The organism is Sorangium sp. So ce1153, assembly GCF_051521595.1.
Taxonomy (GTDB): domain Bacteria; phylum Myxococcota_A; class Polyangia; order Polyangiales; family Polyangiaceae; genus Sorangium.
The window spans coordinates 4,799,768-4,824,436 of sequence record NZ_CP150361.1; the positions used below are offsets into that span (position 1 = coordinate 4,799,768).

The window sequence follows — 24,669 nt, forward strand, 5'->3', positions numbered from 1 at the left end:
GACCGGTGGCGCGGGGTGCCTGGGTCTCACGACGGGAGTCGTGGCCGAGCTCGACAGCGGAGGAGCGAGCGGAGGAGGGAAGGAGAAGCTTGGCGCTCCATGGGGAGGCGCCCAACGGGTCCAGAAGGAACCTACCGGCGCGCCATGTCCTCGTGACGTCGCACGCTGTCGTCCTCGGCCGGCGGCAGGGCGGGCACGCCGGCTGGCGGCGCGGCGGGCGCCGCCGCGGGGCTGCTCTGCTCGCCGCGCTGCGCGGCGGGGCTGGAGCTGCCCGAGGCGGTGGCGGACGCGGCGGCGCGCGGCGATGCGTCGGGCACGGCGGTGGACGCCGTGGTCGCCCGCGCGCTGGCGGGCGGCCTGGCCTCGGCGCGATCTCGCACCGCGGTCACCGCCTTGTCAGCCGCCCTGACGAGCTGCGACGTGACCACCGAGGGCGGGAACGGCAGCTTGGGGGCGACGAAGAGCTCGAGCTTCAGGATCGTGCTGTTCTCATCGACGGCGCGGAGCCGCCAGCGGGCGCGGAAATCGGAGACGTTGCCGCGCTTGTAGCGCCCGGAGATCACCTCGTCGGCGCCGTCCTTCGCGGGCGGCGACATGTCCGCGACGGTCCAGATGTGCGCTGCGCCGTTGAGGATCGGCACCTGGAGATAGACCTCGCTCGTGCCCTTGCGCTTCGAGAGCACGCGGCTCTGGTCAAAGGAGCTGATGAACGTCTTGTAGCTGCCGTAGGAGGTGACGAGCTTCCGGACGGTCGACAGGGGCGCTTTCACGAGGATCGCCGCGCCCCCCGTGTCGATCGCGGAGGTCGGCGCCGCGGTCTTCAGCGTGTACCGGAGCGCCTTGCCGTGCGACGCGAGCTTCTCCGACTCGGCGTCGGCGGCGCGGGCCGGGCGAGGCGACAGCGAGAGCGCGAGCAGGGCGAGGGAGAAAGCGATCAGGGACAGGGACCACCACTTCTTCATGGACTCTCCTGTGCGATCAGCGTCCGTCGTCGTGTTTGCTGCCAACCACGTCGCGGGCGTGCGCCTCGGGCGGCGAGAGCGCAGCCTCTCACTACATGTAACTCGCTGATCGGGCAGCCGCACGCTGGCGCACTACATAAAATGTGCGATCGTCGGCGGAGGTCGGAATTCAGCGTTCGATGTCGGAGCGCTTCGGCGTCGCGCCGCGCTGTGCGACGCCGCCGCTGTCCTCGGCGGTCCTCGCGGCCTGCGCGGCGGCGTCGACGTCCGGCTCGGAGGACGCGCCGGGTGGCCGCAGAGGCCGCTCGCCTGGCTCTTCTTCGAGAGGCGCCATCTTGCATGAGCCGTCGAACTGCACGCCGCGATCGATGAAGATGGCGGGCGCGTGCAGGGCGCCGGTCACCTTGGAGGGAGCGTAGAGCTCGATCGCGTCGCGGGCGCGGATGCTCGCCTGGACCTCGCCGCCCGTGACGATGCACGTCACCACGTGGATCTCCCCGATCACGAGCGCCCCCTCGCCGATCACGAGCACGTCCTCGCCGCGGATCTCGCCGCGGAAGCTGCCGTCGATGCGCACCCGGCCCTCGAAGAAGAGCTTGCCTTCGAAGTGCGTACCGCGGCCGAGGAGGGCGTTGATCTCGGTGGGCCGGTGGCCGCCCCCGTCGTCGCCGCGAGGGCTTCCAGGGGATCGCGGCGAGAGGGGCGAGTCTCTGTCGCCCGGGAAGGACATCGGCTCCATCGCCCGTTGGCTTACTTCAGGCATCGTCACATTCGCAACGGGGGCGCGCGTCAGCGGCGTAACGCGCGCGGGGGTGCAGCTGGGTTTCGGTAGTTATTTCGAATACTTGTCGCGAATCTCCGCCGAGGTACGATTTCTGCAATACGCGGGCGGCGGGCCGAGCAGGCCTCCGGGCGCGTCGGCGCGCTGGAGTGGCGTGCGTGGTGTGCGAGGCGCGGGCGGGCATCTGGACGAGCGCCCCGAGCGCGCGGTGGAGCGGTGAGGGTCCGAAGCGACCAGGAGAGGGAGTGGAGATGACGTTCCGATCGTTGCTTGTGGCTGCCGGTGTCCTGGGCAGCATCTCGGTGGCGTCCGCGCAGACGCCGCCCGAGCCGCCGAAAGCTCCGCCTGCCGAGCAAGCTCCGCCTGCCGAGCAAGCTCCGCCTGCCGAGCAAGCTCCGCCGGCTGGCGCCGAGTCCCCCGCTGCTGCGCCCGCCGCTGTTCCCGGCGCTGCCGCCGCCGCTGCTGGGCCCGCTGCTGCTCCGGCCGCCGACGGGCCGCATCCCTCCGCCGAGCCTCCTGCTCCCGCCGAGCCCCCGTCCGACGTGGCGCCTCCGGAGCCGAACGCCAGGTCGGTCACGCCGCCGGCGGTGCGGTGGAACCAGGCGACCGACGCCGACACGCTGCTGGAGGAGGACGAGGAGACGACGCTGCGCTGGCGCGGCACGACGTTCACCTGGAACCAGAGCGGCAGCACGACCCTCGTCGGCGTCGGCGGCGAGTACATCCCCGCCATGCAGGTCTACGGCTGGGACTTCACGTTCCGTCCGAACTTCTACGTGCTCGATCGTCCCAAGGACAAGGTGTCGGTCTCCGCCGAGATCGGCTGGGTCACCGAGCTGACCAACAGCGACACGACGGCGACCTACAGGGAGCCACAGTTCAAGGACATCGCGCTCAACACCCGGTACAGCCGCGAGCTCTGGGAGAGCCGTGGCGCCCAGCGGGGCGAGTACAAGACGGACGCCGCCATGCGGCTGCGGCTCGTCCTGCCGACCTCGCCGACCAGCTGGAACTCTGGCCGGTACTTCACCCTGGGGATCGGCCCGCAGATCACCCAGAAGGTCAAGCTGCTCGGCTCGAAGGCGGACGGGCTCAACAACGTCACGGCGACGCTGGGCGTGACCTACGCCCACCTGTTCGCGGAGTCGTACACGCCGGTGAACGGCGACATCCGCCGCGTCCGGCAGACCCCGAGCGGTCAGGTCGCTGTCGATGATCAGCTGAGCGGGTGGTCCCGCGCCATGGATCGGTTGACCACGAGCCTCCAGGTCGACATGCCGCTCTACAAGGACCTCGGCCTGGCGACGAGCTTCGGGCTGCTCAGCGACTTCAAGCACGAGTTCGAGGGGGGATGCGTCGACGTCAGCACCGGCTGCGCCGAGATCGATGGCTCCGAGGGAACCACCTACCTCCCTCAGACTGCCTTCGACATCAGCCTGAACTATCCAGTGTTCGAGGTCGTCGACCTCACGCTCGGGTACAACAACACCAACCTGCAGCTCGGCCCCGACGGCCGCCGCAGGAACTTCTTCTACAGCCCTGAAGCCCAGTTCTATCTCGACATCACCGCCAACCTCGACGTCATCTACTCGAAGGTGACCGGCCGCGGTGAGAAGGTCGAGAAGAAGGCCGCCAGCGCTCCGGGCCGGCAGAAGCTGTAGCGAGGCCGCGGGGGCCTGCCGGGCGCCCGGTCACGCGCGCCCGCGGCTCTCGCCCGTGGTCAGCCCGCCGGCGATGAGGTGCGCGGCGCGCAGGGGCTCGGGGAGGTGGCCGTGCACCGAGAGCCGCGAGATCAGCGCGCTCGTGTCCTCCAGCGAGATCCCGGCCCGCTGCACGTACACGCCGGCGACCGGCTCCATCGGGCCGGCGCGCTCGATGAGCGCCCACTTGCGGCGCCCGCCCCGCACGCGCGAGAGCAGCGCGTCGCGGATCGCGTCGAGGTTCGGGAGACGCCGCGCCACCACGACGACCGGCAGGGCGAGGGCGTCGCGCAGGGCCGCGATGTCGACCACGTTGAAGCCCGCGACCGCGATGCCCTGGAGCATCACGACCTGCAGCTGGGGATAGAAGCGAGAGCCGGAGATCATCGCGGCGATCGCCGGCGTGGCGTTCCGGCCGTCGCGTCGCACGCGGGCCGAGAGCACCCCCTCGAGCCGCAGGCCCGCGAAGACCGTGCCGACGACCGGCACGTCGCCGCGGTGGTCCCGGGAGAACGGCGCGTCGTCGACGCCCACGACGTGCGACAGGCGAAGGGCTCGGGACGGCGGCGGCGCACGAGACGACACGCCGAGAGCTTAACGCGCTGCCGACTTCTCCGGGCCAGGCGGTCGTGCTGTACTGCTAGCGTGCGACCTCCCCGGCAGCTCCCCGTGATCCTCGCGCTGGTCCTCGGCATCGCGCCGTCGTTTGCCCTCGCGCAGAGCTCCCCCTCCGCCCCGGCGGCCCCCAAGGCTGCCCCGGCGCCGGCAAAGACCCCCGCGGCGGGGAAGCCGGCGGTCAGCGCCCCGCGCGCCGGCGCCCCGCAGCGCCCGGCTCGCGCGCGCAAGCCGAAGAAGAAGGACGCGCAGCCGGACGTCGCCGGGCGGCCGATCGCCACGTTCCCGGGCTTCCGCATGCTCCCGACCGGGGGCTCGCGCGTCTTCGTGCAGATCCATGGCGGCAAGGTCGACGTCGCCGAGTCGAAGGCCGCCGGGCGCCTCGTCTACCGGATGAAGGGGGCAGGGGCGATCCAGACCAACCGCTTCCCGCTCGTGACCTCGTTCTTCGCGACCCCGGTGAACCAGGTGCAGCTGGTCGATCAGGGCAACGACCTCGACATGGTGATCGAGCTGCGCACGCAGGCCGACGCGACCTACCGCGTGATCGAGACCGAGCAGGGGATCGTGCTCCAGGTCGACTTTCCCCCGTCCGTCCCCGAGCAGCGCGCCGCGGCGCAGCCAGAGGACACGCGGAAGCGCGCGGTCCGCCGTACGATCTCGAAGGAGCCCGAGGGCGGCGACGAGAGCTCGACGGAGTTCTAGGTCCGCGCGCAAGCCCGCGCGCATCAGCGCTCGCCGGGGCGGGCTCCGCCCCTCAGGTGGCGACCGCCTCCGGCCGCGCCTTCTCCCCACGGGCGCCCGGGTCCGCCGCCGACGCCGGCTCGCCCAGCGCGGCCGCGGCGAGCGTGACGAGGACCATCCACACGAGATCCGCGAGCAGGAGGTGCACGAGCTGCATCCACACCGGCGCGAGCAGCAGGAAGTTGAGGAGCCCCGCGCCGATCTGCAGCAGCACGAGGCCCCCGAGCGCCGTCGAGAGCCGCTCGACCAGCGGCGACGGGCGCCGCGCCGCGACGGCGCCGCGGGCGAAGAGCAGGTAGGCGCTCACGACCGCGGCCACGACCGGGTGCAGCACGCGCAGCTGCACCAGGAAGTGCGCCGTGGGCGAGAAGTCCTGCGCGATGCCCTCGCGGAGCGAGCCCGCCGCGAAGAGGGTGTCCCCGAGCGCCGCGATGGCCCCCGTCACGCCCACCACGAGGACCCCCGCGAGCGCGGCGGCGAGCAGCGCGCCCGTCACCCCCTGGCCGTGCAAGCGCACGCGCCGGCCCCCGCGCGCCCAGTAGAGCGTGCAGGTCATCGCGCCGACGAGCAGGAACGTGTTGATGAGGTGCACGGCCATCCAGAGCGCCCGGGCCGACGACGCGTCGTGCGCGACGTACTCGAGCAGGACGATCCCAGCGCCGACCGCCGCCTCGGTGATCATGAACAGCATCGACACCGCCGCGCCGCGGCGCGCCGGGTGGCCCGCCGGAAAGGCGACGAGCGCCCAGACGAGCTGCAGCGCGACGAGCAGGAACGCGATCCCCGAGGTGGCGCGGTGCGTGAACTCGATGAAGGTCGCCGCGCTCGGGGAACGTGGGATGACGTCGCCGTTGCACGTCGGCCAGTGGCTGCCGCAGCCGGCCCCCGAGCCGGTCGCGCGCACGAACGCGCCCCACAGGATCACGCCGAGCGTGACGGAGAGCGCGAGCGCCGCGATCTTCCAGAACCGCGCCTGATTCATGGGAGGTCCTTACCGCGAAACCAGCGCGACGGCAGCACGCGCGCCGGCGCTACGCCGCGCGCGACGCCCGCCGGAGCGAGCGCGGAAGCTGTGTGGCAGCTCGCGCGGCCGGCGCCAGGCGGGTTCCGCGGTCGTGCGATCTCGTTGCGCCCGGCCCCGGCCGAAGGGAGGATGTGCCCGTGCCGATCAGCGAGGACATCCGGGGCGCTCCGCCCTCTGTGCCGGCCGAGCTCCTGAGCAGCCGTCCGGCCAGGATCGTGGTCGCGGACGACGACCGCCTCGCGCGCCAGATGCTGGTGAGCATCCTCCACAAGGCCGGCTTCCAGGTCGAGGCGGTGGACGACGGCCAGGAGGCGATCGAGCTCATCGGCCGCGGCGGGGTCGACCTCGCGCTGCTCGACATCGTGATGCCGCGGCTCACGGGCCTGGAGGCGTGCAGGCTCCTCAAGAGCATGACCTCCGAGACGTTCCTCCCGGTGGTGCTCGTCACGGTGAAGACCGACACGGCGAGCCGGGTCGAGGGGCTCAAGATCGGCGCCGACGATTACGTCTGCAAGCCGTTCGAGGAGGAGGAGCTCCTCGCGCGCGTCGCGGCGATGCTGCGGATCAAGCGGCTGCACGACCACGTCGCGGCCCAGCGCGCTTACCTGGAGCAGCTCTCCATCCACGACGAGATGACGGGGCTCTACAACTACCGCTACCTCTTCACGCGGCTCAACGAGGAGTTCAAGCGCGCGGAGCGCTACCACGAGCCGTTCGCCTGCGTGCTGGTCGACATCGATCGGCTCAAGGCGATGAACGAGGCCGGCGGGCGCACGCTCGGCGACGCCGTGATCCGGCGCGTGGCCGACGGCATCCGCCGCTCGGTCCGGGAGGTGGACGTCGTCGCGCGCTACGGGGGCGAGGAGTTCCTCATCGTCCTGCCCAGCACGCACTTCGCCGGCTCCCTGACGGTCGCCGAGCGGATCTGGCGCGAGGCCTCCGGCAACCCGGTCGAGTTCGGCGGCGAGCCCAGGCCGTGCAGCGTGTCGATCGGGGTCTCGCTCTATCCGTCGCGCGACGTCCGCAGCAAGGACGCGCTGATCCGCGCCGCGGAGAGCGCGCTCAACCAGGCGAAGCGCGAGGGCGGCAACCGGATCTGCGTCTTCCAGCAGCACGGCCAGATCTACACGCCGACGGGCAGCGCCGAGCAGCCGGCGCCGCCGCCCCCGCCCAAGCTCCGGCGGTCGAGCGACCCCGCCTTCGTCGCGGCCCAGGACGACCAGCGGGAGCCGCAGACGCGCCGGGGCACCGATCTCCCGCCCCTCCCATCCCGCAAGCCGGTCTAGTCGCGCCGCCTCGCCTCGTGAACGCCGCTGCTCGCGCCCGTGTCCTCCTCGTCGACGACGAGCCAGCGCAGCGCCGCGGCCTGGCGCGCGCGCTCGTGCGCGACTTCGACGTCCTCACCGCGGAGGACGGCCCCGCCGCGCTCGGGCTGCTCGCGACGACCCGCGTCGAGGCCGTGCTGCTCGACCTCGCCATGCCGCGCATGAGCGGCGCCGAGGTGCTCGAGCACATCAAGGCGAGGTACCCGGACGTCGAGGTCGTGGTGATGGCCGGGCACGGCGAGGTCGACGCCGCGGTCGCGGCCGTGCGCGTGGGCGCGTACGGGTTCGTGATGAAGCCCGTCGACCCGGAGGCGGCGGCGTCGACCGCGGTCGAGCGCGCGATCGAGCGCCGGCGGCTCCTCGCCCGCGTGAGGGCCCTCGAGGAGCGGGTCGACGAGCACGAGCAGCTCGGCGAGGTGATCACGAGCTCCGCCGCGATGCAGGACGCCTACCGGAAGGCGCTCGGCGTGGCGGCCGTGAGCGCGCCCATCCTGCTGGTCGGCGAGCGCGGGACGGGCAAGGAGCTCGTCGCGCGCGCGGTCCACCGGCGCGGGCCACGCGCGGCGGAGCGCTTCGTCGCGGTCGACTGCAGCGCGCTCCCGGAGCCGCGCGCCGACGAGGAGCTCTTCGGCGGCGGGCGCGGGGCCTCGCCCGACGAGCGCGCCGGCGGGGGCCTCATCGAGGCGGCGGACAAGGGCACGCTCTTCCTCGACGAGGTCTCGGCGCTGCCGCTCGCGGCCCAGGCCAGGCTGCTCCGGGTGCTCACGCACGGCGAGATCCCGGGGGCAGGGGGCGAGCCGCGGCGCGTCGACGTGCGGGTCATCGCGTCGACGAGCGCCGACCTCCGTGAGCGCGCCGCCGCCGGGCAGCTCCGCGAGGATCTCGTCTACCGCCTCGGCGTCATCGTCATCGAGCTGCCGCCGCTCCGGCGGCGCCGGGAGGACATCGCGCTGCTCGCGAGCCACTACCTGAACCGGTGCGCGCGCAGGCACGGTCGCGACGTCAAGCGGTTCGGCCCCGAGGCGGCGCGCCTCTTGCGCGAGCACGCCTGGCCGGGGAACGCGCGCGAGCTCGAGAGCGCGGTCGAGCACGCCGTGATCGCGGCGCGCGGCGAGGCGATCCTGCCCGTGGACCTCCCGGCCTCGGTGTCGGGGCGCTCCGGCGCGGAGCGGCGCCCGCCCAGGGACGCGCTCGTGCTGCCCGCGGCGCTCGGCGAGCTCCCGTACGCGGAGGCCAAGGAGCGCGCCGTCGACGCGTTCGACCAGATCTACGTCCGGCGCCTGCTGCAGCGCACGGGGAACAACCTGAGCGAGGCGGCGCGGCAGGCCGGCATGGATCGCTCGAATTTCCGGCGCCTCAAGAAGAAGGTCGCGTCGCGGGGAGACGACGAACCAGGGGACGCGGGAACCGACGTAGAGGCCGCGGAGGCCGAGGACGCGGCGCAGGACGGCGACGGCGCGGGCTGAAGCGCGGGGCGGGCGTCCGCGCGAGCGCGCCGAGCAAGCGCGCCGCCGGCTCGTGCTACGTTGCGCCGAAAATGGCCCGACGCGCTGCACGAGCTGCTCTTGTCGCCGCTGCCGTCTCCCTCGCGGTCCGGCTCGCCCCGTCGCCCGCTGCCGCCGCCGACTCCGGCGAGGCCCCCCGGCGGCAGGCGGCGGCCGTCCACGATCTCCCCCGCGTCCTCGCGCTCGCCGACCGGAACCACCCGAACGTCGCCGCCGCCCGCGCGCGGCTCAACCAGGTCCGCGCGCAGCTCGACGAGGCCCACTACGCCCCGTTCTCGCAGTTCAAGCTGACCGGCGGCGTCGCGCTCGCGCCGACCGTCCGCGGTAACAACGTCTTCAGCCCGAACACGGACGTCTCGCTCACCTCGAGCCTCGGCGTCGCCTGGCGCGCGAACCTCGACGGCGTCGTGCCGCTCTGGACCTTCGGCAAGATCACGAGCCTCTGGGACGCCGCCGAGGCCAACGTCCGCGTGAACCAGGCGAACGTCGAGAAGGAGCGTGACGCGGTGCGGCTCGACGTCCGCAAGGCCTACTTCGGCCTCCAGCTCGCGCGCGACTCGCGGAGCCTGCTCACGGATGTGAGGTCCGAGATGGACAAGGCGCTCCGGCGCCTCGAGGAGCAGGTCGAGAGCGACGAGGGCGATCCCATCGAGCTCCTCAAGCTCCAGACCTTCGGGGCGGAGCTCGAGGCGCGCGGGGCCGAGGTCGACAAGTACATCTCGGTCGCGCTGGCGGGGCTGCGCTTCTACACGGGCGTCCCCGATCTCGACATCCCCGACGTCCCCATCCGCCCGCCGAAGCACCGGCTCGGGCACGTCAGCCGCTACCTGACCGCGGCGCGCCTGTACCGGCCGGAGCTCGCGCAGGCGCGCGCCGGCCTCGACGCGAGGACGGCGCAGGTGCGGCTCGCGCGCGCGCAGCTGTTCCCCGACATCGGCCTCGGCCTGCAGGCCGGGGTGAGCGCCGCGCCCGAGGTCGCCGACCAGCTGAACCCGTTCACCAGCGACCCCGGCAACTACTTCCACTACGGCGCCGCGCTGGTGCTGCAGTGGAAGCTCGACCTGCTCCCGCAGTCGGCGCGCATCCGCTTCGCCGAGGCGCAGCTCGAGGAGATGGCCGCGACGCAGCGCTTCGCCATGGGCGGGGTCGCGACCGAGGTCGAGACCGCCTACGCCGAGGTCACGGAGGCCCAGCGCCGCCTCGACGCCTACACCAAGGCCGCCAGGTACGGGAAGCGCTGGCTCGTGATGGTGCAGCAGGGAATCGACGTCGGGACGATGGCGGAGAAGGACCTCATCGATCCAGCCAAGGCATACGCGACGAACCGGTTCAACCAGCTGAACGCGACGATGGATCTCGACATGGCGATGTCGCGCCTCGCGAAGGCGACCGGCTGGGACGCGATCGCGCCCGACGGCACCTGAGCGACGGGGCGGCAGCGCCGAGCGAGGGGGACCGTTCCGCGTCCCCCTCGCTCGGCGCTGACGCGCTTCTCCGCGGCTTGAACGCGGCCGTCCTTGGCACTACCGTGCGCGGCAGCATGGGAGCCGACGACGGGCGGGCGCCGCGCAAGGCGGCTTTGGCAGCGGATACGGTGCGGCGCGACGCCTCGGGTGGCTCCAGCGTCGCGTTCTCGGTCCTGCTCGCCGCGGCGGCCCTCGCGATCATCGGCACCCTCCACTTCGTCGCCTACGTCGTGCCGACCGAGGCCTCGATGGGGATCGTGCAGAAGATCTTCTACTTCCACGCCCCCGCCGGGTACGCGATGTACCTCGGCGCGACCGCCTGCTTCATCGGCTCCGCCGGTTACCTCGCGCGCGGCACCCAGTGGTGGGACTCGCTGGCGAAATCCGGCGCCCAGGTCGCCGTCGCGATGGGCCTGATCGTCCTCATCACCGGCCCGCTGTGGGCCGCCAAGGCGTGGGGCGTGTACTGGACCTGGGACCCGCGCCTGACCACCTCGCTGCTCAGCGTCCTTATCTACATCGCCTATGTCGTGCTCCGCGCCTTCACCGGCGACAGCGACGCCGAGCGCAAGTTCGCTGCGGCCCTCGGCGTCCTCGGCGCGGCCAACCTGCCGATCATCCACTATTCGGTAAAGATGTGGGGCGGTAACCACCCCACGGTCATCACGGGCAAAGGCGGCGGCCTCGGGCACCCTGACATGAAGATGGCGCTCGGCTTCGGCTTCCTCGCCTTCACCCTGCTCTCCCTCGCGCTCCTGTGGGCGCGCCTCCGCGTCGATCTCGCGTCCGCGCGGCTCGCGGAGCTCGAGCAAGAGGCCCTCGAAGTCGGCATCGGAGAGGACTGAGAACGTGAATTCCCTTCATTCCTTGTTCGCGCACGCGGCCCTGCAGCAGCCCACGGGCACCACCGCATCGGACGACCGGTCGCAGGCGTTCCGCCCCGTGCAGGGGGGGAACGACATGCAGAGCGGGGAGAAGCTGCTCGTCGAGGCCTACGCGGCGATCTGGCTCATCGTCTTCGCGCTGGTCTTCCTCTCCTGGCGCCGGCAGAAGCAGATCGACCGGCGCATCGACGCGCTCGAGGCCGCCTTGCAGCGGGCGCGGGCCGGCTCGGGCCAGGGGACGAGCTGATGCCGAACCTCGGGGAGATGACCCCGCAGCACGCGCTCTACATCCCGGTGGTGCTGATGCTGGGGCTCATCATCGGCTACATCTTGGGCAGCCGCGCCGTGCGCGCCGAACTGGAGCGACGCAGGCGCAGAATGAAGGAGTGACGGGGGCGCGAGCCCTCGCCCCGCCTTGCCGGCGGGCTCGGCCAGCGCCGCGCCCGCCCCACCAGCCGGAGGTCCCAGGTGGTCGATTTCTCTGTGAGCGAAGAGCACAAGGCTCTCACCGATACGGCGCGCCGCTTCACGAAGGAGCGCATCATCCCGATCGCGGCCGAGTGCGATCAGAAATCGCACTTCCCGATGGACGTCTTCGAGGAGGGCTGGAACATCGGCCTCGTCAACCCGACCTGTCCGGCCGAGTACGGCGGCCCGGGCATGGGCGAGTACGAGAACGCCATCCTCGCCGAGGAGCTCTCGTACGGGTGCACCGGCATCCAGACGAGCTTCCTCGCGAACGGGCTGGCGCTCACGCCCATCAAGCTCGCGGGCAACGAGGATCAGAAGAAGAAGTACCTCGGCATGCTCACCGCCGAGCCGATCATGGCGAGCTACTGCACGAGCGAGCCGGACGCGGGCAGCGACGTCGCCGGCCTCAAGACCCGCTTCACGAAGCACGGGGACGACTACGTGCTCAACGGGCAGAAGTGCTGGATCACGAACGCGAGCTTCGCGCGCTTCTACGTGATCTTCGCGACCTCGAACCCGGAGCTCCGGCACAAGGGCATCGCGGCGTTCATCGTCGATCGCGACACGCCCGGCCTCCGCGTCGGCAAGAAGGAGGACAAGCTCGGCCAGCGCGCGAGCGACACCGCCCAGGTGTTCCTCGACGACGTGAAGGTGCCGAAGCAGAACCTCCTCGCGCCGGAGGGGCAGGGCTTCAAGCTCGCGATGGAGACCTTCAACCAGACGCGCCCCGACATCGGCGCGGCCGCCACCGGCCTGATGCGGCGCTGCGTCGACGAGTGCGTCGCCTACGCCAAGGAGCGCAAGACGTTCGGCCAGCCGATCGGCAACCACCAGCTCGTCCAGTGGATGATCGCGGAGATGGCGATCCGCGTCGAGGGAACGCGCCTGCTCTACCAGAAGGCCGCGTGGAACCTCGATAACGGGGTGCGCGACCCCATCGTCTCTAGCTTCGCGAAGGCGTACGGCGCCGACAGCGCGATGCAGACCGCGGTCGACGCCGTCCAGGTGTTCGGCGGCAACGGCTACGTGAAGGAGTACCCCGTCGAGAAGATGATGCGCGACGCGAAGGTCCTCCAGATCTACGAAGGCACGAGCCAGATCCAGCGCATCGTCATCGCGCGGCAGCTGCTGTCCTAGCGCGCCCGGCGGCGCGAGGCGGGGTCGCCGCGAGGCGCCCGGGAGGGGCCGCCCTCGCCCCGGCGCCCCGCGCGCCTCGCCGCGGCGGCTCGCGCCGCGGGTCGAGCCAGCCGTTCGCCGCGCGAGCGGGCGACGTCACGGCTCAGGGTCACGTCTGGGGGTGCCAGATCAGCGTCAGCTCGGGGCCGAGCGTGAGGGCGAGGCCCTCGGCGGGGATCATCACGCGGCGGACCTTCTGGCCCGCGTACCTCGTCCCGTTCGTCGAGCAGAGATCGAGCGCCATGACCTCGGCGCCGTCGCGCAGGAGCAGCAGGTGCGTCCGCGAGATGTGGGTGCTCAGGACGGCGCGCAGCCCTCGGTCCAGGCAGTTGTCGGCGCGCCCGAGCAGGACGCCGTCGTCGAGCGCCTGCTCGGGCAGCTCGACCGCGGCGCTGCGCTCGCTCGACTGGAGCGTGAGCCGCACGTACCCGGTCTTCGCCCGCGGGGCCAGCATGTCCTCGATGTGCGAGACGGGCCGCACCGACGTGATGTGCGAGATCTCCCCGCGCGCGAAGCGGTGGCTGGTCGTGATGCCCTCGGTCGGCGCCGGCGGCGCGGCGCCCTCGACAGCGGGCTTCTCCGAGACGCTCTCGAGGCCGCGCGGCGGCTCGCTCATGCCGCACGAGCTCACCTGCAGCACCCTCGACGAGGCGCGCGGGCCGACCGGGAGCCCGCCGACCACGTGCCGGCCGATGCGCACGAGCAGCGGGCCGCTGACCACGATCGACCGCCGCGGCACGTCGTCGTCCACGAAGAACGGGATCGATGTCTGCAGGTCCATGAGCCGCAGGCCGAAGCCGCCGTCGCCGAGGTTGCAGCAGGTGGCGACCAGGTGGCGCACGCACACGTCGTCGCCGGACGCGAACTTCACGTCGCAGCGCGGGTGCGAGCCGAAGACGGCGTACGCGCCGGCGTTCGCCGGCATGTCCAGCCACGCGACGTCCCCGCCCGACACGCGGAACAGCCGGTAGCCCTCGACCATCGGCGACTCGGGCGGGTTCAGCGCCATCACCGCCTCGGCGGTGGACAGGGCGCGCCGCATCGTCGCGACGTCGATCCGCGGCTGCACCGTCATCGCGCGCTCCAGGTTCTGCGCGCCGTCGCGTCCGGGGTCGTTCGCCGCGCCGGCCACGTCGGCCCGCCAAGCTCGGGCGTGAACGGCGGAATCGCTGTGCGAGCCTGCGGTGAGTCCGCGGCGCGAGCGGGCGTGGTGGATGGCAGACAGCAGCAAGGCCTCATGCGGTCGAGCCGGATCCTACCGGAATTTTTCGTCTGAGGCTCTTTCGCTGCGCGCCTCGAATCTGCTGCGTCGGCGGGCTCGGGTCGAGATGACGGTGGTGCGGCTCAGCTCACGCCGACACTGACCTCCGCAACGAGCTCGCCGCCCCACCGCCAGAAGGCCACCGAGCGGCTGAACAGGAGGATGACCTCCAGCCCGAGCCCACCGCCGAATTCGAGCCGAAAGCGCCCGGCGTCCACTTCGATGAGTTGCATGCCCCTGGAAGACGCGAGAGTCGGGCCAACCGTGGATCCGTGCGCGTTGGACGCTGGTGTGTCCGCCGGGGGCACGGTCGCGCCGCGCCCGGGCCGCAGGGCGCTCCCGGCCCGCGCCAGCGTGTCCTCCGGCGACCCTCGGGCGGCGCGCGCCGGCGCGGTGCGAGGGACGGCAGGGCGCACACGCCGGAGGGGCGAGCGCCACCGGCCGCCGGCCAGCGCCCGCAGGCGAGCGAGCGCGGAGCGTCCGACCGCAGCGAGCGATTTTGACGCCGCCCGCGCGGTGTCTATCCTGGTCGCGGTGTCCCGGATCCTCCCGCGCTTCGACTACCGCATCGAGTTCGCCGCATCGACCGATGTCGGCCTCGTCCGCTCGAGCAATGAGGACCGGCTCCTCTGCTGCCCCGAGCTCGCCCTCTTTGCCATCGCCGACGGCATGGGCGGCCACGCCGCCGGCGAGGTCGCCGCCCAGATCGCGGTCGACACGGTGCGCGACGAGGTGCTCCGCCCGCCCGCGGCCGCGATCCTCGACGCGTACGTGGCCGACCCCAACATCGAGGCGCGCCGCGAGGTGTTCGCGCTGCTCCGCCGCGTGGCCGAGGCCGCGCACGCCGCCATCCTCGAGGCGCGCCGCAAGGAGCCGAGCTACCAAGGGATGGGCACCACGCTCGACTTCGTGGTGCTCGCGCACAGCCGGGCCTTCTTCGCTCACGCCGGCGACAGCCGGGCCTACCTGGTTCGCCCGACGACCACCGTCCAGCTCACCCAGGATCACGCCCTCTACGATACGCTCCGCGCGGCCGGCACCCCGACCCCGGCCAGGAAGCCGCAGCGGAACCCGCTGGTGAACGCGATCGGGCTCGCCGGCACCGTCTCCGTCGACACGCTGTTCGTCGATCTCTCGCGCGGCGATCGCATCCTCCTCTGCACCGACGGCGTCCACAACGCGATCGACAGCGAGGCGTCGCTCTCCCGCTTCTGCGCGAAGGGCGGCCCCGAGGACGTCGCGGCCGGCCTGCTCAACCACGCGCGCGAGCGGGGAGGGCTCGACAACGCGAGCGTGATCGTCATCGACATCAAGGAGCGCTTCGTGAAGCGCGCGGACGACGCGGGGCCCTCGTCGCGCGACCTCTCGGTGCTCTCCGCGTGCCCGCTCCTCGCCGGCATGAGCCCGGCCGCGGTGCTCGGCGCGCTCGCGGCGGGCGTCGAGGTGGAGCTCAGCGCGGGCGACCGGATCCCGCGCGACGTCGCGAGCGATCTCGTCGCTTACCTGGTGCTCGACGGGACGGTGGATCTGCCGGACGGGCGGCGGATCGGCTCGTCCGGCCTGCTCTTCCCCGAGTCGCTCGTGGGCGCGCGGCGCAAGGGGGACCTGCCCGTGGCCGCGGCGCGGACGCGGCTCATCCGGATCCGCAAGGACGATTTCGCCGAGGTCTGCGACCACGACGCGGAGCTCGCGGCCGCGCTGTACCAGCGGCTCGCGCGGTACCTCGCCCTCGGGACCGGCTGAGCGCGGCCCTCGCGATGCAGCTCTCTCTGCTCCACCTGGACGACCGCGTCGCGGCGTTCGCGAAGCCGTCGGGGCTCCTCGTGCACCGCGGCTGGGGCGACGCGCCGGTCGTCTTCGTCGATCTCGCCGAGCGCGCGCTGGGCCGGAAGGTCTTCCCGGTGCACCGCCTCGACCGGGCGACGAGCGGCGTGCTGCTGGTCGCGCTCGACGCCGTCGCCGCGGCGCTGCTCGGGGCGCAGTTCGAGCAGGGCCTCGTGCAGAAGCGCTACCTCGCGCTCGTCCGCGGCGTGCCCCCGGAGCGCGGGTGCGTCGATCACCCGATCCCGCGGCGCGAGGGGGGCCCGCGCGTCCCGGCCGTCACCGACTTCGAGCGCCTCCACGCGCTCGAGCGCTACGCCGTGGTCGAGGCGCGCCCGCGCACGGGCCGCCTGCACCAGGTGCGGAGGCACCTCAAGCACATCAGCCACCCGATCATCGGCGATGTGAACTACGGCAAGGGCGAGCACAACCGGCTCTTCCGCGAGCGCTATGCGCTGCACCGCCTGGCGCTGCACGCGGCCGAGCTCGCCGTGACCCACCCCGGGACGGGCGCCCTGCTGCGCCTCGCCGCGCCGCTGCCCGAGGACCTGCGCGGCCCGTTCGACCAGCTCGGCGTGCCGGCCTGGATCGGCGCGGTGCCGGGAGCATGAAGAGGGATTGAACCGCCAAGAGCGCCAAGGACGCCAAGAGAGGAGAGACAAAGAATCTCTTCTCTCTTCTCTCTTGGCGTCCTTGGCGTCTTGGCGGTTTTCTCTTTCTCTCTAGACGCGCTGGCGGTCGCCGGACCGACGCTAGACGGCCTGTGGCGCGCGGCGCCTCGGGACGACCCCGTGCCCCGCGCCGATGCCCTCGAGAGAGAGCGCCGGTCCCGCCTGGGAGAAGCCGCCTTCGAAGGGGTTCTCGGCGAGGAACATCGGCGTGTCGAGATCGACGAACGAGAACCCGCCGAGGCCGGCGGCGAAGCACGCCGACGCCGTCATCGCGAGCACCGACTCGACCATCCCGCCGATCATGAGCCGGAGCCCCGCCGCGCGGGCGACCGCGGCGATGTCGAGCGCCTCGGCGATGCCGCCCTTCATCAGCTTGATGTTCACCGTCGTCGCCGCGCGCTCCGCCGCGATGCGGAGGACGTCCGCAGCGCAGGTGACGCTCTCGTCGGCTGCCACGTCGACGCCGGCCCGCCGCGTGACCTCCTTCATGCCCTCCCAGTCGTCGCGCGGGACCGGCTGCTCCAGGAGCGCGACGTCCGCGCCCAGCCGGCGCGCGTGCGCGACCAGCGCGATCGCCTCGCCCGCCGTGAGCCCGCCGTTGCCGTCGAGGATCAGCGACGCGCGCGGCGCCGCCGCGTGGATCGCCTCGACGCGCGCCGGATCCGACGCGGCGAGCCGGCCGCCGACCTTCACCTTGAGGACGCCGAAGCCCATGGCCGAGGCGCGCCGCGCTGCCTCCTCCGCGCGCTCCGGCGAGCCCGTGGTGATGGTGATGTCGGTCGTCAGCGCCTTCCCGGAGCCGCCGAAGAAGGCCCATAGCGGCATGCCCGCGCGCCTCGTGAGCGCGTCGAGGATGGCCGTCTCGATCGCGCAGCGCGCCGCGCCCGCGCCGCCGTCCGTCGCTGCGCGGAGCGCGCCCGCGATCGCGCGCCACGCGCGCGCGTCCGCGCCCACCGCGGCGCCGCGCATCGCGAGGGCGGCCGCGCGCGAGGCCTCCTGCGTCTCGCCGTTGAAGGCCGGCAGCGGCGCCGCCTCGCCGAAGCCGAGCGTCCCGTCGGCGAGCTCCGCGGTGACAAGGAGGTTCTCCGCGCGCTCCTGCGCGCCGCCGGCGATCCCGAACGGCTCGTGCAGCGGGATGTCGAGCGCCTCGACGGTGATGCGTCGGATCAGGGTAGGGGACATGAGCGCGATCGCCGCCTTTGCTCGAGCCTCATGGCGCGGAGCGGCCGCCGCCGTCCGGCTCTGGCGGCGCCTCGGCCGGGGGAGGCGCTGCCGGAGGAGGCGCCGCGGCCGCGGCAGGCGCCGGCTGGGCGAGCAGCGCCTCGATCTCCCGGGAGATCTTCTCCTCCTCGCCGTCCTCGTAGCCCGCGTGGATGTGGCGCACGACGCCGCCCCGATCGATCACGAACGCGGTCGGCATCCTCCGGGGGTTGTACGTCTTCACCGCGCTCTGGTCCTTGTCCCAGAGGACCCTGAACTTGACCTCGGCCTCGCTCGCGAACGCCACGATCTGCTCCTTCGAGACGTCCTCCGGGGCATCGAGGGCGACGGCGATCACGGCGACGTCGCCGCCGAAGCGATCGACGATCTTCTGGTACTCGGGGAAGGACTTCCGGCAGGGGTGGCAGTAGGTCGCCCAGAAATCGACGATCACCACCTTGCCGCTCGCGTCCCTGAGCGTGGCGGGCCCCTCGCCGCTCACGACCTCGGCCGCAAGCTCGGGCGCCGCGGAGCCGACCAGGCCGCCGCCGGTCTCGGGCGTCGGGGGGGTCGGGGGCGCGGCGCCGCCGCAGCCGGCCGCGAGGGACAGGGCAAGCGCCGCGCAGAGCGCGGCGGCGATGCGGGCGAACGAAGGCGACAGGCTCCGGCTCATGAAGAGATCTCCCTCTCGGATCAAGGCTCGCGATCGACGATGGAAGCGAGCATCTCGCCCTCGGCGCAGAGCGTCCCGTCGACGCTCGCCTCCCCGCGCAGCTTCCAGACGTTCGAGCGGTGGTGCAGCACCTCGACGTAGAGATCGAGCCGGTCGCCGGGGGTCACGGTGTGGCGGAACTTCGCCTTGTCGATGCCGAGGAAGAACATGAGGTTCGACGTCGCGTCGAACGGGTCGGACGCATACGCGAGGATGCCGCCGAGCTGCGTGAGCGACTCCAGGATCAGCACCCCGGGCATGATCGGCCGCTGGGGGAAGTGCCCCTGGAACCAGGGCTCGTTGTAAGCGACGCACTTGTAGCCGCGGATGCTCTTGTTGGCGGTGACCTGCGTCACCCGGTCGACCATCACGAGCGGATAACGGTGCGGCAGGATCGACAGGATCTGATGGATGTCGAGCGTGACGGGCTCTTGGCTTCGGTCAGGCAAGGCCGGCTCCTTTCACGGCGTGGAGCGCGCGTGGAGCGCGCTACTTCGCCTCGTCCTTCTTCTCGGCCTTGTCGCCGCCCGCCTCCTCCTCGCCGCCGCCGCCGGTGTTGTAGAGCTGGATGATCTGCTCCGTGAGATCGAGGTCGGCGCGGACGTAGGGGGCCGCTTGCTTGTCGAGGATGACCTCGTAGCCAGACTTCTTCGCGAGCCGGGCGACGATGATCATCATCTTCTTGATGATGGGCCCGGTGAGCTCGCCCTGCTTCTTCTGCAGCTCCTTGTTGTAGTCGACGAACACGGTCTGGAGCTCGACCATCTGGCGCTGCCAGTCCTCCATCCGCTTCTGCAGCGACTCGCGCGAGAGCACGCGCGACTGCTTCTCGATGTCCTCGCGCGCCCGCTGGAGCTCGGTCTGCTTCGCGTCGAGCTCCTGCTGGCGCCGATCGAAGAGCTTCTTCAAGGTGGCCTGCGCGCGGATGCCGTCCTCGGTCTGCATCACGGCGTGCTGCACGTCGACGACGGCGAGCCGGGTCTCGGCGGCGGCGACGCCCGGCGCGGCGAGGGCGAGCGAGACGACGGCGGCGCGGGCGACTCGGACGAGGAGCGGCGCGGGCCGATGCACGGGGGAGCGGGCGACCATTGGAGGCGATTACCCGCCGCGTGACGGACGGTCAAGGTGTGCGGGGCAGGGGCCGCGGAAGGTGAAGGTGCGCCGGCAGCGGCCCCTCCACCGTCGCGGAAGGACGGCGGAAGGGGCCTCGGTCGACGACGCAGCTCAGAGGCACTCGCCGGAGATGCAGTCCTTGCCGTCGTCGCAGGGCTCGTCGAGCGTGCACTCCGGCGCAATTTCCTCGCGGGTCTTGCAGAAGCCTTCCTCGCACCGGACGAAGCGGCTGTCGATGAGCCTGCAGGCCTGCTCGCTGGCGCACGGGTAATGGCAATAGCCGTCCTCCATGCACTCCTGGCCCTGGGCCGCGCACGCCGTGCCGCCGCAGCCGGGCTGCGGCGAGGGGTCGGCCATGCACGCGCCGGTCGCCGCATTGCAGACCTCGCCGGGCGCGCAGTCCGCGTGCGTGGCGCAGCCGGCAGCGCAGGCGCCGTCGACGCAGAGCGCGCCGCCCTCGCACGGCGCCGCGTCGCTGCACTCGGGGTTCTCGGGATCGGGGACGCATACCCCGCGGTCGCAGACCGTGCCGGGCTCGGCGCAGGGGACGCTGTCGGAGCAGCCCTCGGCGCACTCGCCGTTGACGCACACCCGGCCGGCGCCGCACTCGTAGCTGAACTCGCACGCCGCGATGCAGAGCCCGTCGACGCACCGCGTGCCGCCCTCGCACGCGTCGTCGCCGTCGCAGGGACAGGTGGTGAGCTCCGCGTCGCAGGCGGCCTCCCCGCCGCCCGCGCCGCCCTGGCCCCCGCCGACCCCGTCGGCGCCGCCCTGGCCCCCGCCGACCCCGCCGGCGCCGATCTCGGGCTCCGCGGGGCGACACCCGTAGCCGTCGCAGATGAAGCAGTTCTCGCCGTCGCTGTCGCACTGGAGCGTGGCGTCACCGCACCCGTTACAGCCCGCCGCGGTCGCGGCGATCATCAGGAACAGCGCGCCTCGACCCAGGATCTTCGCAAGGGGGGAATGAAGAAGCATCGAAGTCCTCCAGCGGCGGCCGGCACTGGCGCGGCCCTCCCGCACGACTACCATGCCGCGCGCTAACACGCAGCGTGCCACGGGGCAGCGGTCGAGGATGACGGCGAAGCGGGACCGGCCGCTCGCGCTGTGAACCTGCGTTCACCTGCTCTCGTCGCGCGGGGTTCACTGGGGCCGCGCAGCGCGAGGGACAGCCGCCGCGCCGGCCCGGGGCTCTGCCGGGCGCGGCAGGCGGATCCGGTCAGGGCGAAGGCGTGGGCGCGCTCGCCGCGGGCGGCGCCGCGGAGCGCGCCGCGAGGATCACGAGCGGTAGCCGGCGTTCACGTCGACGTAGCCGTGTCCCAGATCGCTCGTCAGGTAGGCGAAGCCGCCGGGGCCGCTGCCGAGCACGAGCTCGATCACGTAGGTGTCCCGCGCGAGCACCTCGTTCGCCTTGCGCTCGGCTTCCGCCCCGACCGGCGCACCGTTGCGCACGATGGGGATGCCGCCGACGAGGATCTCGGCCTGGGACGGGTCGAAGGGGACGCCGGCGCGGCCGGCGGCGGCGAGCAGCCGTCCCCAGTTCGCGTCCTTGCCGAAGAGCGCGGTCTTCACGAGCATCGACGTGGCCACCGTGCGCGCGACGGCGCGCGCCGCGTCGCGCGTCGCGAGCCCCCGGACGCGGATCTCGGCGACGTGCGTGCTGCCCTCGCCGTCGGCCACCATCGACCGGGCGAGCTCGCCGCAGACCTCGGTGAGGCCCGCCGTGAGCTCGTCGCGCGAGACGCGGCGCTGCGAGGCGCCGGACGACAGGAGGAGCACCGTGTCGTTGGTGCTCGTGTCGCCGTCGACGGTGCACGCGTTGAAGGTCACGTCGCACGAGGCCGACAGCGCCTCGTTCGCCTCGCCGGGATCGAGCACGGCGTCGGTGAACAGGAAGACGAGCATCGTCGCGTGGGGCGGCCCCACGTCGGGGTGGATCATGCCCGCGCCCTTGCCGATGCCGAGCAGCGTGGCGCCCGCGCCCAGCTTGCGCTGCGAGAGCTTCGTCCAGCGGTCGGTCGTGCAGATCGCCTGGGCGAAATCGAGGTAGCCCTCCGGCGACAGGCGCGCCGACAGCTCGGGGACGCGCTCGATGATCCGGTGCGCCGGCAGGACGGCGCCGATGACGCCGGTCGAGGCGGGGAGGACCTCGTCCTCCGAGGCGCCGATGGCCTCGGCGACCGCGCGCGTCGTGTCGAGGGCCGCCTTCCAGCCGGCCTCGCCCGTGCAGGCGTTGGCGCAACCGCTGTTGGCGACGACGGCGCGGGCGCGCCCCGCCCGGACGCGCTGCATGGCGATGTCCACGGGCGCCGCGCGCACCAGGTTCCGCGTGAACGTGCCGGCCACCACGGCCGGCTGATCGGCCACCGCGAGCGCGACGTCGATGCGTCCATCTTTCCGGATCCCGGCGCTGATGGCGCCGAAGCGAAACCCTGCGACTGGCTCAAAGCTCATGAGGGCGCGAAGTCTATGCACGAACGCGCGCCGGGAGAAAGCGGCATTGGGGGCCTCCGCGGCGTCGTCCGCGCGTCACATGGGGCGGCGACGAGGAGGCGCGGCGACGAGGAGGCGCGGCGACGTCGAGAGGCAACGTCGAGCGTCGCGCGGCAGCGGATCCAGGCGGCTCGCGCCGCGCGGGCGCTTGACTTTCACGTCGCTCCTGGAACTTCATGGCTCACGCTCTGGCCCTCTCATCTCCACTCGAGGAAGACCCCCGATGACGCAGATCGGTTTGCTGCTCTTTCCCCGCCTGACGCAGCTCGACCTCACGGGCCCGTTCGAGGTCTTTGCCCGCACGCGCGGCGCCAGCGTGCATCTCGTCTGGAAGGCGGTCGAGCCGGTCACCTGCGATCGCGGGCTGACCATGACGCCGACCGTGAGCTTCGCCGGGTGCCCGCAGCTCGACGTCCTCTGCGTGCCCGGAGGGCCGGGGCAGATCGACCTGATGGAGGATGACGAGACGCTCGATTTCCTGCGGCGCCAGGCGGCGGGCGCCCGGTGGGTCAGCTCGGTCTGCACGGGCTCCCTGCTGCTGGGCGCGGCCGGGCTGCTCGACGGGTATCGCGCCGCCTGTCACTGGGCCTCGCGCGATCAGCTCGCGTTGCTCGGCGCCACGCCGGTGGCGGAGCGGGTCGTGATCGACCGCGACCGGGTGACCGGCGGCGGGGTGTCCGCCGGGATCGATCTCGCGCTCCGCCTGGTCGCCGAGCTCGCGGGCCGCGAGCAGGCCGAGGCCATCCAGCTCAGCATCGAATACGACCCCGCCCCGCCGTTCCAGGCCGGGTCACCCGACCACGCCGACCCTGCGGTGCTGGAGCAGGTGCGGCGAGCGACGGCGCCGATGCTGGAGAGGCGGCTCTCGGCGACCCGAAGGGCGGCCGCGCGGCTGCGCTGAGGGCCGCCTGGACGACGGACTCGGGCTGTCCGGGGAGCGCCGCGCTGTCCCGGGTCGCCTTCGCGGCCAAGCTCTTCATCTCTCTTCGTCTCTCTTCGTCTCGCGCGCTTGTCGGCGAGGCGCTCGGCTTTGGCGAGCTTTCCGGGCTCCTTCGCTGTGCATTCCGCTGATGACGCGGCGGATGAGACGTCCGGAGGCGGCCGGGCTGAGCGCGGCATTTGCAATGCTCCGCACCGATGGCCGCCGTCCGGATTATCGACATCAAGGGCCTTTATCTCCCGGGCTTCCCGGACAGCTCGGCGCCGCCAGGGGCGACGCGGGCGGCTGGATACAGCCCCGGATACAAGAGCCTGGATGACCAGGGGCGCGTCTACATCAATCGAGATCTCGACGGGGAATGGGCAAGGAATACGCAGCTCATCGAGATCACCGTCGAGGTGACGAGCCTGGAGGGCGAGCTCCCTGATGACGCGCGGATCCGCTGGAGCGCGCGCGATCCGGACGACCCGTTCAACGAGCGGCCGGAGGTGCACCCGGACTGGGCTCCCACGCTGGACGAGAACGATTACGACGCCTCGGGGAGCTACGTGGCGCCAACCGGGGAGGACAACGAGGGGACGACGGACAGCCGCCCGGGCTGGGAAGAGGTGGAAGGATACGCGCTGTCCGACGCGACGGAGACCAGCGCGAGCACGGCGATCGCGGGAATGAGGAGCACGATCCGGCGCCGCATGACGGACATCGCCGGCGACAACCTGATCGTCCGCGCCGAGCTCGAGGGCGCCGCGGAGGCCGCCGGCGACGAGACGGGGATCATGACGCTCTGGCGCCGGATCGACGTCGAGTACATCCGGATGGAGAGCGCGCCCCCGCTGCCCGTGGAGCAGGTACCGAAGCACTTCGAGCCGGTGTTCACCCAGCTCGACTTCGCCGAGGAGCGGGTGATCCAGGACCGGCAGCGCTTCGCGCTCGACGCGAACACGCTCGGCGAGACGGCCTCTCGCTTTGTGAGCGAGGTCTTCTCCCACGCCGGCGACCCGGGCTGGTTCTGCCTGATCGCCGCGCTCGAGCCGCACCCGGTGCCGCAGGCGCGGGGCGCGCTGCTGTTCACCGGGATGGTTGCGATCCTGGACGGCGGCGAGGGCGAGCGGCGCAGAGAGTACGTGGAGATCCCGGGAGACCACCCGGACGCGAGCCAGGTCACGTTCCGCTGGGACGGCGAGCAGATCAGCTTCGCTGTCGCGATGGCGGTCGTCCTGGCCGACCCGCCGCGGACGCGGCTCTGGCTCGAGCCGCACGACATCCAGAGCGAGTTCACCGCCGGCGACGGGTCGGTGGCGCACGCGTACAGGCACCGCCTCTTCTTCTTCCCGCGGGCCCGCCGCCGCGGCGCGGCGTGGGAGCCCCCGGGATATGGCGTTCCCCGGCGCGTCGAGGCTGACGTGCAGGGCCCCGGGGCCGCGTACGTCGCCGGCATGAGCCCCACGATCGACATCGGGCCAGCGAGGTACTTCGCCGGCAGGACCATCGTCTTCACCCAGCACCGGGCGTGGTGGGACCCGGAGCGCGAGCAGCCCCGGCCCGGCTACGAGCAACGCACGCTCCACACGATCGTCCACGAGCTCACGCACGCGTTCGGGATGCCGCACAAGTGCGGCTTTTTCGATTACCTGACGCCGCGTCAGACGACGTGCTGCATGAACTACCGCTCCCACTGGATGATCGACGCCGATCAGCAGCTCATCCCGGGGACCGCCGGACAGGTCGGCCACGATCTCTGCGGGCGCCACGTCAAGGAGACCCGGCGCGTGCGCCTGGAGGACAACAGGGGGCTGCGATGGAGGTGA

The 24,669-nt window shown here is 72.3% G+C and carries 25 protein-coding genes; 13 read left to right on the plus strand and 12 right to left on the minus strand.

The window, feature by feature from the left end; translation table 11 throughout:
* Positions 1-131: 131 nt before the first annotated feature.
* Together WME85_RS17130 and WME85_RS17135 are read right to left on the minus strand one after the other, a co-directional pair.
* The gene (locus tag WME85_RS17130; protein WP_437839610.1) at positions 132-962 is read right to left on the minus strand and encodes a type II toxin-antitoxin system RatA family toxin; all 831 of its coding nucleotides are present in this window, start codon (positions 960-962) and stop codon (positions 132-134) included.
* A 169-nt stretch (positions 963-1,131) separates the two neighbouring features.
* The gene (locus WME85_RS17135) at positions 1,132-1,725 is read right to left on the minus strand and encodes a bactofilin family protein (RefSeq protein ID WP_437839612.1); all 594 of its coding nucleotides are present in this window, start codon (positions 1,723-1,725) and stop codon (positions 1,132-1,134) included.
* Between the two features lie 560 nt (positions 1,726-2,285).
* On the opposite strand from WME85_RS17135, the gene WME85_RS17140 reads away from it, so the two are divergent.
* A complete protein-coding gene (locus tag WME85_RS17140; protein WP_437839614.1) occupies positions 2,286-3,404 on the plus strand; it encodes a hypothetical protein in 1,119 nt (372 codons plus the stop codon).
* A gap of 30 nt (positions 3,405-3,434) precedes the next feature.
* Here the strand turns inward: WME85_RS17140 and WME85_RS17145 are convergent, their stop codons facing one another.
* Positions 3,435-4,028, minus strand: a complete 594-nt coding sequence (locus tag WME85_RS17145; RefSeq protein ID WP_437839615.1) for a DUF99 family protein — start codon at positions 4,026-4,028, stop codon at positions 3,435-3,437.
* Between the two features lie 60 nt (positions 4,029-4,088).
* Here WME85_RS17145 and WME85_RS17150 point away from each other — a divergent pair, with 60 nt between their 5' ends.
* Positions 4,089-4,763 carry a hypothetical protein gene (locus WME85_RS17150; RefSeq protein WP_437839616.1) on the plus strand — a complete coding sequence of 225 codons (675 nt, stop codon included), beginning with the start codon at positions 4,089-4,091 and terminating at the stop codon, positions 4,761-4,763.
* Positions 4,764-4,815: 52 nt separating this feature from the next.
* Here WME85_RS17150 and WME85_RS17155 read toward each other — a convergent pair whose 3' ends face one another.
* Entirely contained in the window at positions 4,816-5,784 is a 969-nt protein-coding gene (locus WME85_RS17155) for a COX15/CtaA family protein (protein ID WP_437839617.1), read from the minus strand.
* A gap of 179 nt (positions 5,785-5,963) precedes the next feature.
* On the opposite strand from WME85_RS17155, the gene WME85_RS17160 reads away from it, so the two are divergent.
* From WME85_RS17160 to WME85_RS17190, 7 genes are all read left to right on the plus strand, one after another.
* Positions 5,964-7,112 (plus strand): GGDEF domain-containing response regulator, encoded by a 1,149-nt coding sequence (locus tag WME85_RS17160; RefSeq protein ID WP_437839619.1) that lies wholly within the window; start codon positions 5,964-5,966, stop codon positions 7,110-7,112.
* Positions 7,113-7,129: 17 nt separating this feature from the next.
* Entirely contained in the window at positions 7,130-8,617 is a 1,488-nt protein-coding gene (locus WME85_RS17165; protein ID WP_437839620.1) for a sigma-54-dependent transcriptional regulator, read from the plus strand.
* A gap of 71 nt (positions 8,618-8,688) precedes the next feature.
* The gene (locus WME85_RS17170; protein WP_437839621.1) at positions 8,689-10,080 is read left to right on the plus strand and encodes a TolC family protein; all 1,392 of its coding nucleotides are present in this window, start codon (positions 8,689-8,691) and stop codon (positions 10,078-10,080) included.
* A gap of 155 nt (positions 10,081-10,235) precedes the next feature.
* Positions 10,236-10,967 (plus strand): cytochrome c biogenesis protein CcsA, encoded by a 732-nt coding sequence (gene ccsA / locus WME85_RS17175; RefSeq protein ID WP_437839623.1) that lies wholly within the window; start codon positions 10,236-10,238, stop codon positions 10,965-10,967.
* A gap of 4 nt (positions 10,968-10,971) precedes the next feature.
* Entirely contained in the window at positions 10,972-11,253 is a 282-nt protein-coding gene (locus tag WME85_RS17180; protein ID WP_437310416.1) for a CcmD family protein, read from the plus strand.
* A complete protein-coding gene (locus WME85_RS17185; RefSeq protein ID WP_433936012.1) occupies positions 11,253-11,396 on the plus strand; it encodes a hypothetical protein in 144 nt (47 codons plus the stop codon). The genes WME85_RS17180 and WME85_RS17185 overlap by 1 nt, the downstream gene beginning before the upstream one ends.
* Positions 11,397-11,489: 93 nt before the next feature.
* Complete coding sequence (locus WME85_RS17190) at positions 11,490-12,614, plus strand: acyl-CoA dehydrogenase family protein (protein WP_437839624.1); 1,125 nt, start codon at positions 11,490-11,492, stop codon at positions 12,612-12,614.
* Between the two features lie 148 nt (positions 12,615-12,762).
* Here the strand turns inward: WME85_RS17190 and WME85_RS17195 are convergent, their stop codons facing one another.
* Entirely contained in the window at positions 12,763-13,785 is a 1,023-nt protein-coding gene (locus tag WME85_RS17195; RefSeq protein WP_437310418.1) for an FHA domain-containing protein, read from the minus strand.
* Between the two features lie 212 nt (positions 13,786-13,997).
* Positions 13,998-14,147 (minus strand): hypothetical protein, encoded by a 150-nt coding sequence (locus tag WME85_RS17200; RefSeq protein ID WP_155799138.1) that lies wholly within the window; start codon positions 14,145-14,147, stop codon positions 13,998-14,000.
* 301 nt (positions 14,148-14,448) lie between these two features.
* Between WME85_RS17200 and WME85_RS17205 the strand changes: the two genes are divergently transcribed.
* Entirely contained in the window at positions 14,449-15,657 is a 1,209-nt protein-coding gene (locus tag WME85_RS17205; protein ID WP_437839625.1) for a protein phosphatase 2C domain-containing protein, read from the plus strand.
* A gap of 14 nt (positions 15,658-15,671) precedes the next feature.
* The gene (locus tag WME85_RS17210) at positions 15,672-16,346 is read left to right on the plus strand and encodes a pseudouridine synthase (protein WP_437839626.1); all 675 of its coding nucleotides are present in this window, start codon (positions 15,672-15,674) and stop codon (positions 16,344-16,346) included.
* 141 nt (positions 16,347-16,487) lie between these two features.
* Here WME85_RS17210 and WME85_RS17215 read toward each other — a convergent pair whose 3' ends face one another.
* The 6 genes from WME85_RS17215 to argJ all read right to left on the minus strand — a co-directional run bounded on the left by WME85_RS17215 (position 16,488) and on the right by argJ (position 21,882).
* Entirely contained in the window at positions 16,488-17,588 is a 1,101-nt protein-coding gene (locus WME85_RS17215; protein WP_437839627.1) for a dipeptide epimerase, read from the minus strand.
* Positions 17,589-17,616: 28 nt separating this feature from the next.
* On the minus strand, positions 17,617-18,303 hold the full coding sequence (locus tag WME85_RS17220) for a TlpA family protein disulfide reductase (protein ID WP_437839628.1): 687 nt from the start codon (positions 18,301-18,303) through the stop codon (positions 17,617-17,619).
* Entirely contained in the window at positions 18,300-18,767 is a 468-nt protein-coding gene (gene fabZ, locus WME85_RS17225) for a 3-hydroxyacyl-ACP dehydratase FabZ (RefSeq protein ID WP_437310423.1), read from the minus strand. The genes WME85_RS17220 and fabZ overlap by 4 nt, the downstream gene beginning before the upstream one ends.
* 40 nt (positions 18,768-18,807) lie before the next feature.
* Positions 18,808-19,407 carry an OmpH family outer membrane protein gene (locus WME85_RS17230; RefSeq protein ID WP_437839630.1) on the minus strand — a complete coding sequence of 200 codons (600 nt, stop codon included), beginning with the start codon at positions 19,405-19,407 and terminating at the stop codon, positions 18,808-18,810.
* A gap of 135 nt (positions 19,408-19,542) precedes the next feature.
* Positions 19,543-20,406: a hypothetical protein gene (locus tag WME85_RS17235; RefSeq protein ID WP_437839632.1), complete on the minus strand. Its 864-nt coding sequence runs from the start codon at positions 20,404-20,406 to the stop codon at positions 19,543-19,545.
* Positions 20,407-20,706: 300 nt separating this feature from the next.
* Positions 20,707-21,882 (minus strand): bifunctional glutamate N-acetyltransferase/amino-acid acetyltransferase ArgJ, encoded by a 1,176-nt coding sequence (gene argJ / locus WME85_RS17240; protein WP_437839633.1) that lies wholly within the window; start codon positions 21,880-21,882, stop codon positions 20,707-20,709.
* Positions 21,883-22,144: 262 nt separating this feature from the next.
* Here argJ and WME85_RS17245 point away from each other — a divergent pair, with 262 nt between their 5' ends.
* Together WME85_RS17245 and WME85_RS17250 are read left to right on the plus strand one after the other, a co-directional pair.
* Entirely contained in the window at positions 22,145-22,822 is a 678-nt protein-coding gene (locus tag WME85_RS17245; protein WP_437839634.1) for a DJ-1/PfpI family protein, read from the plus strand.
* Between the two features lie 236 nt (positions 22,823-23,058).
* Positions 23,059-24,669 carry a hypothetical protein gene (locus WME85_RS17250; protein ID WP_437839635.1) on the plus strand — a complete coding sequence of 537 codons (1,611 nt, stop codon included), beginning with the start codon at positions 23,059-23,061 and terminating at the stop codon, positions 24,667-24,669.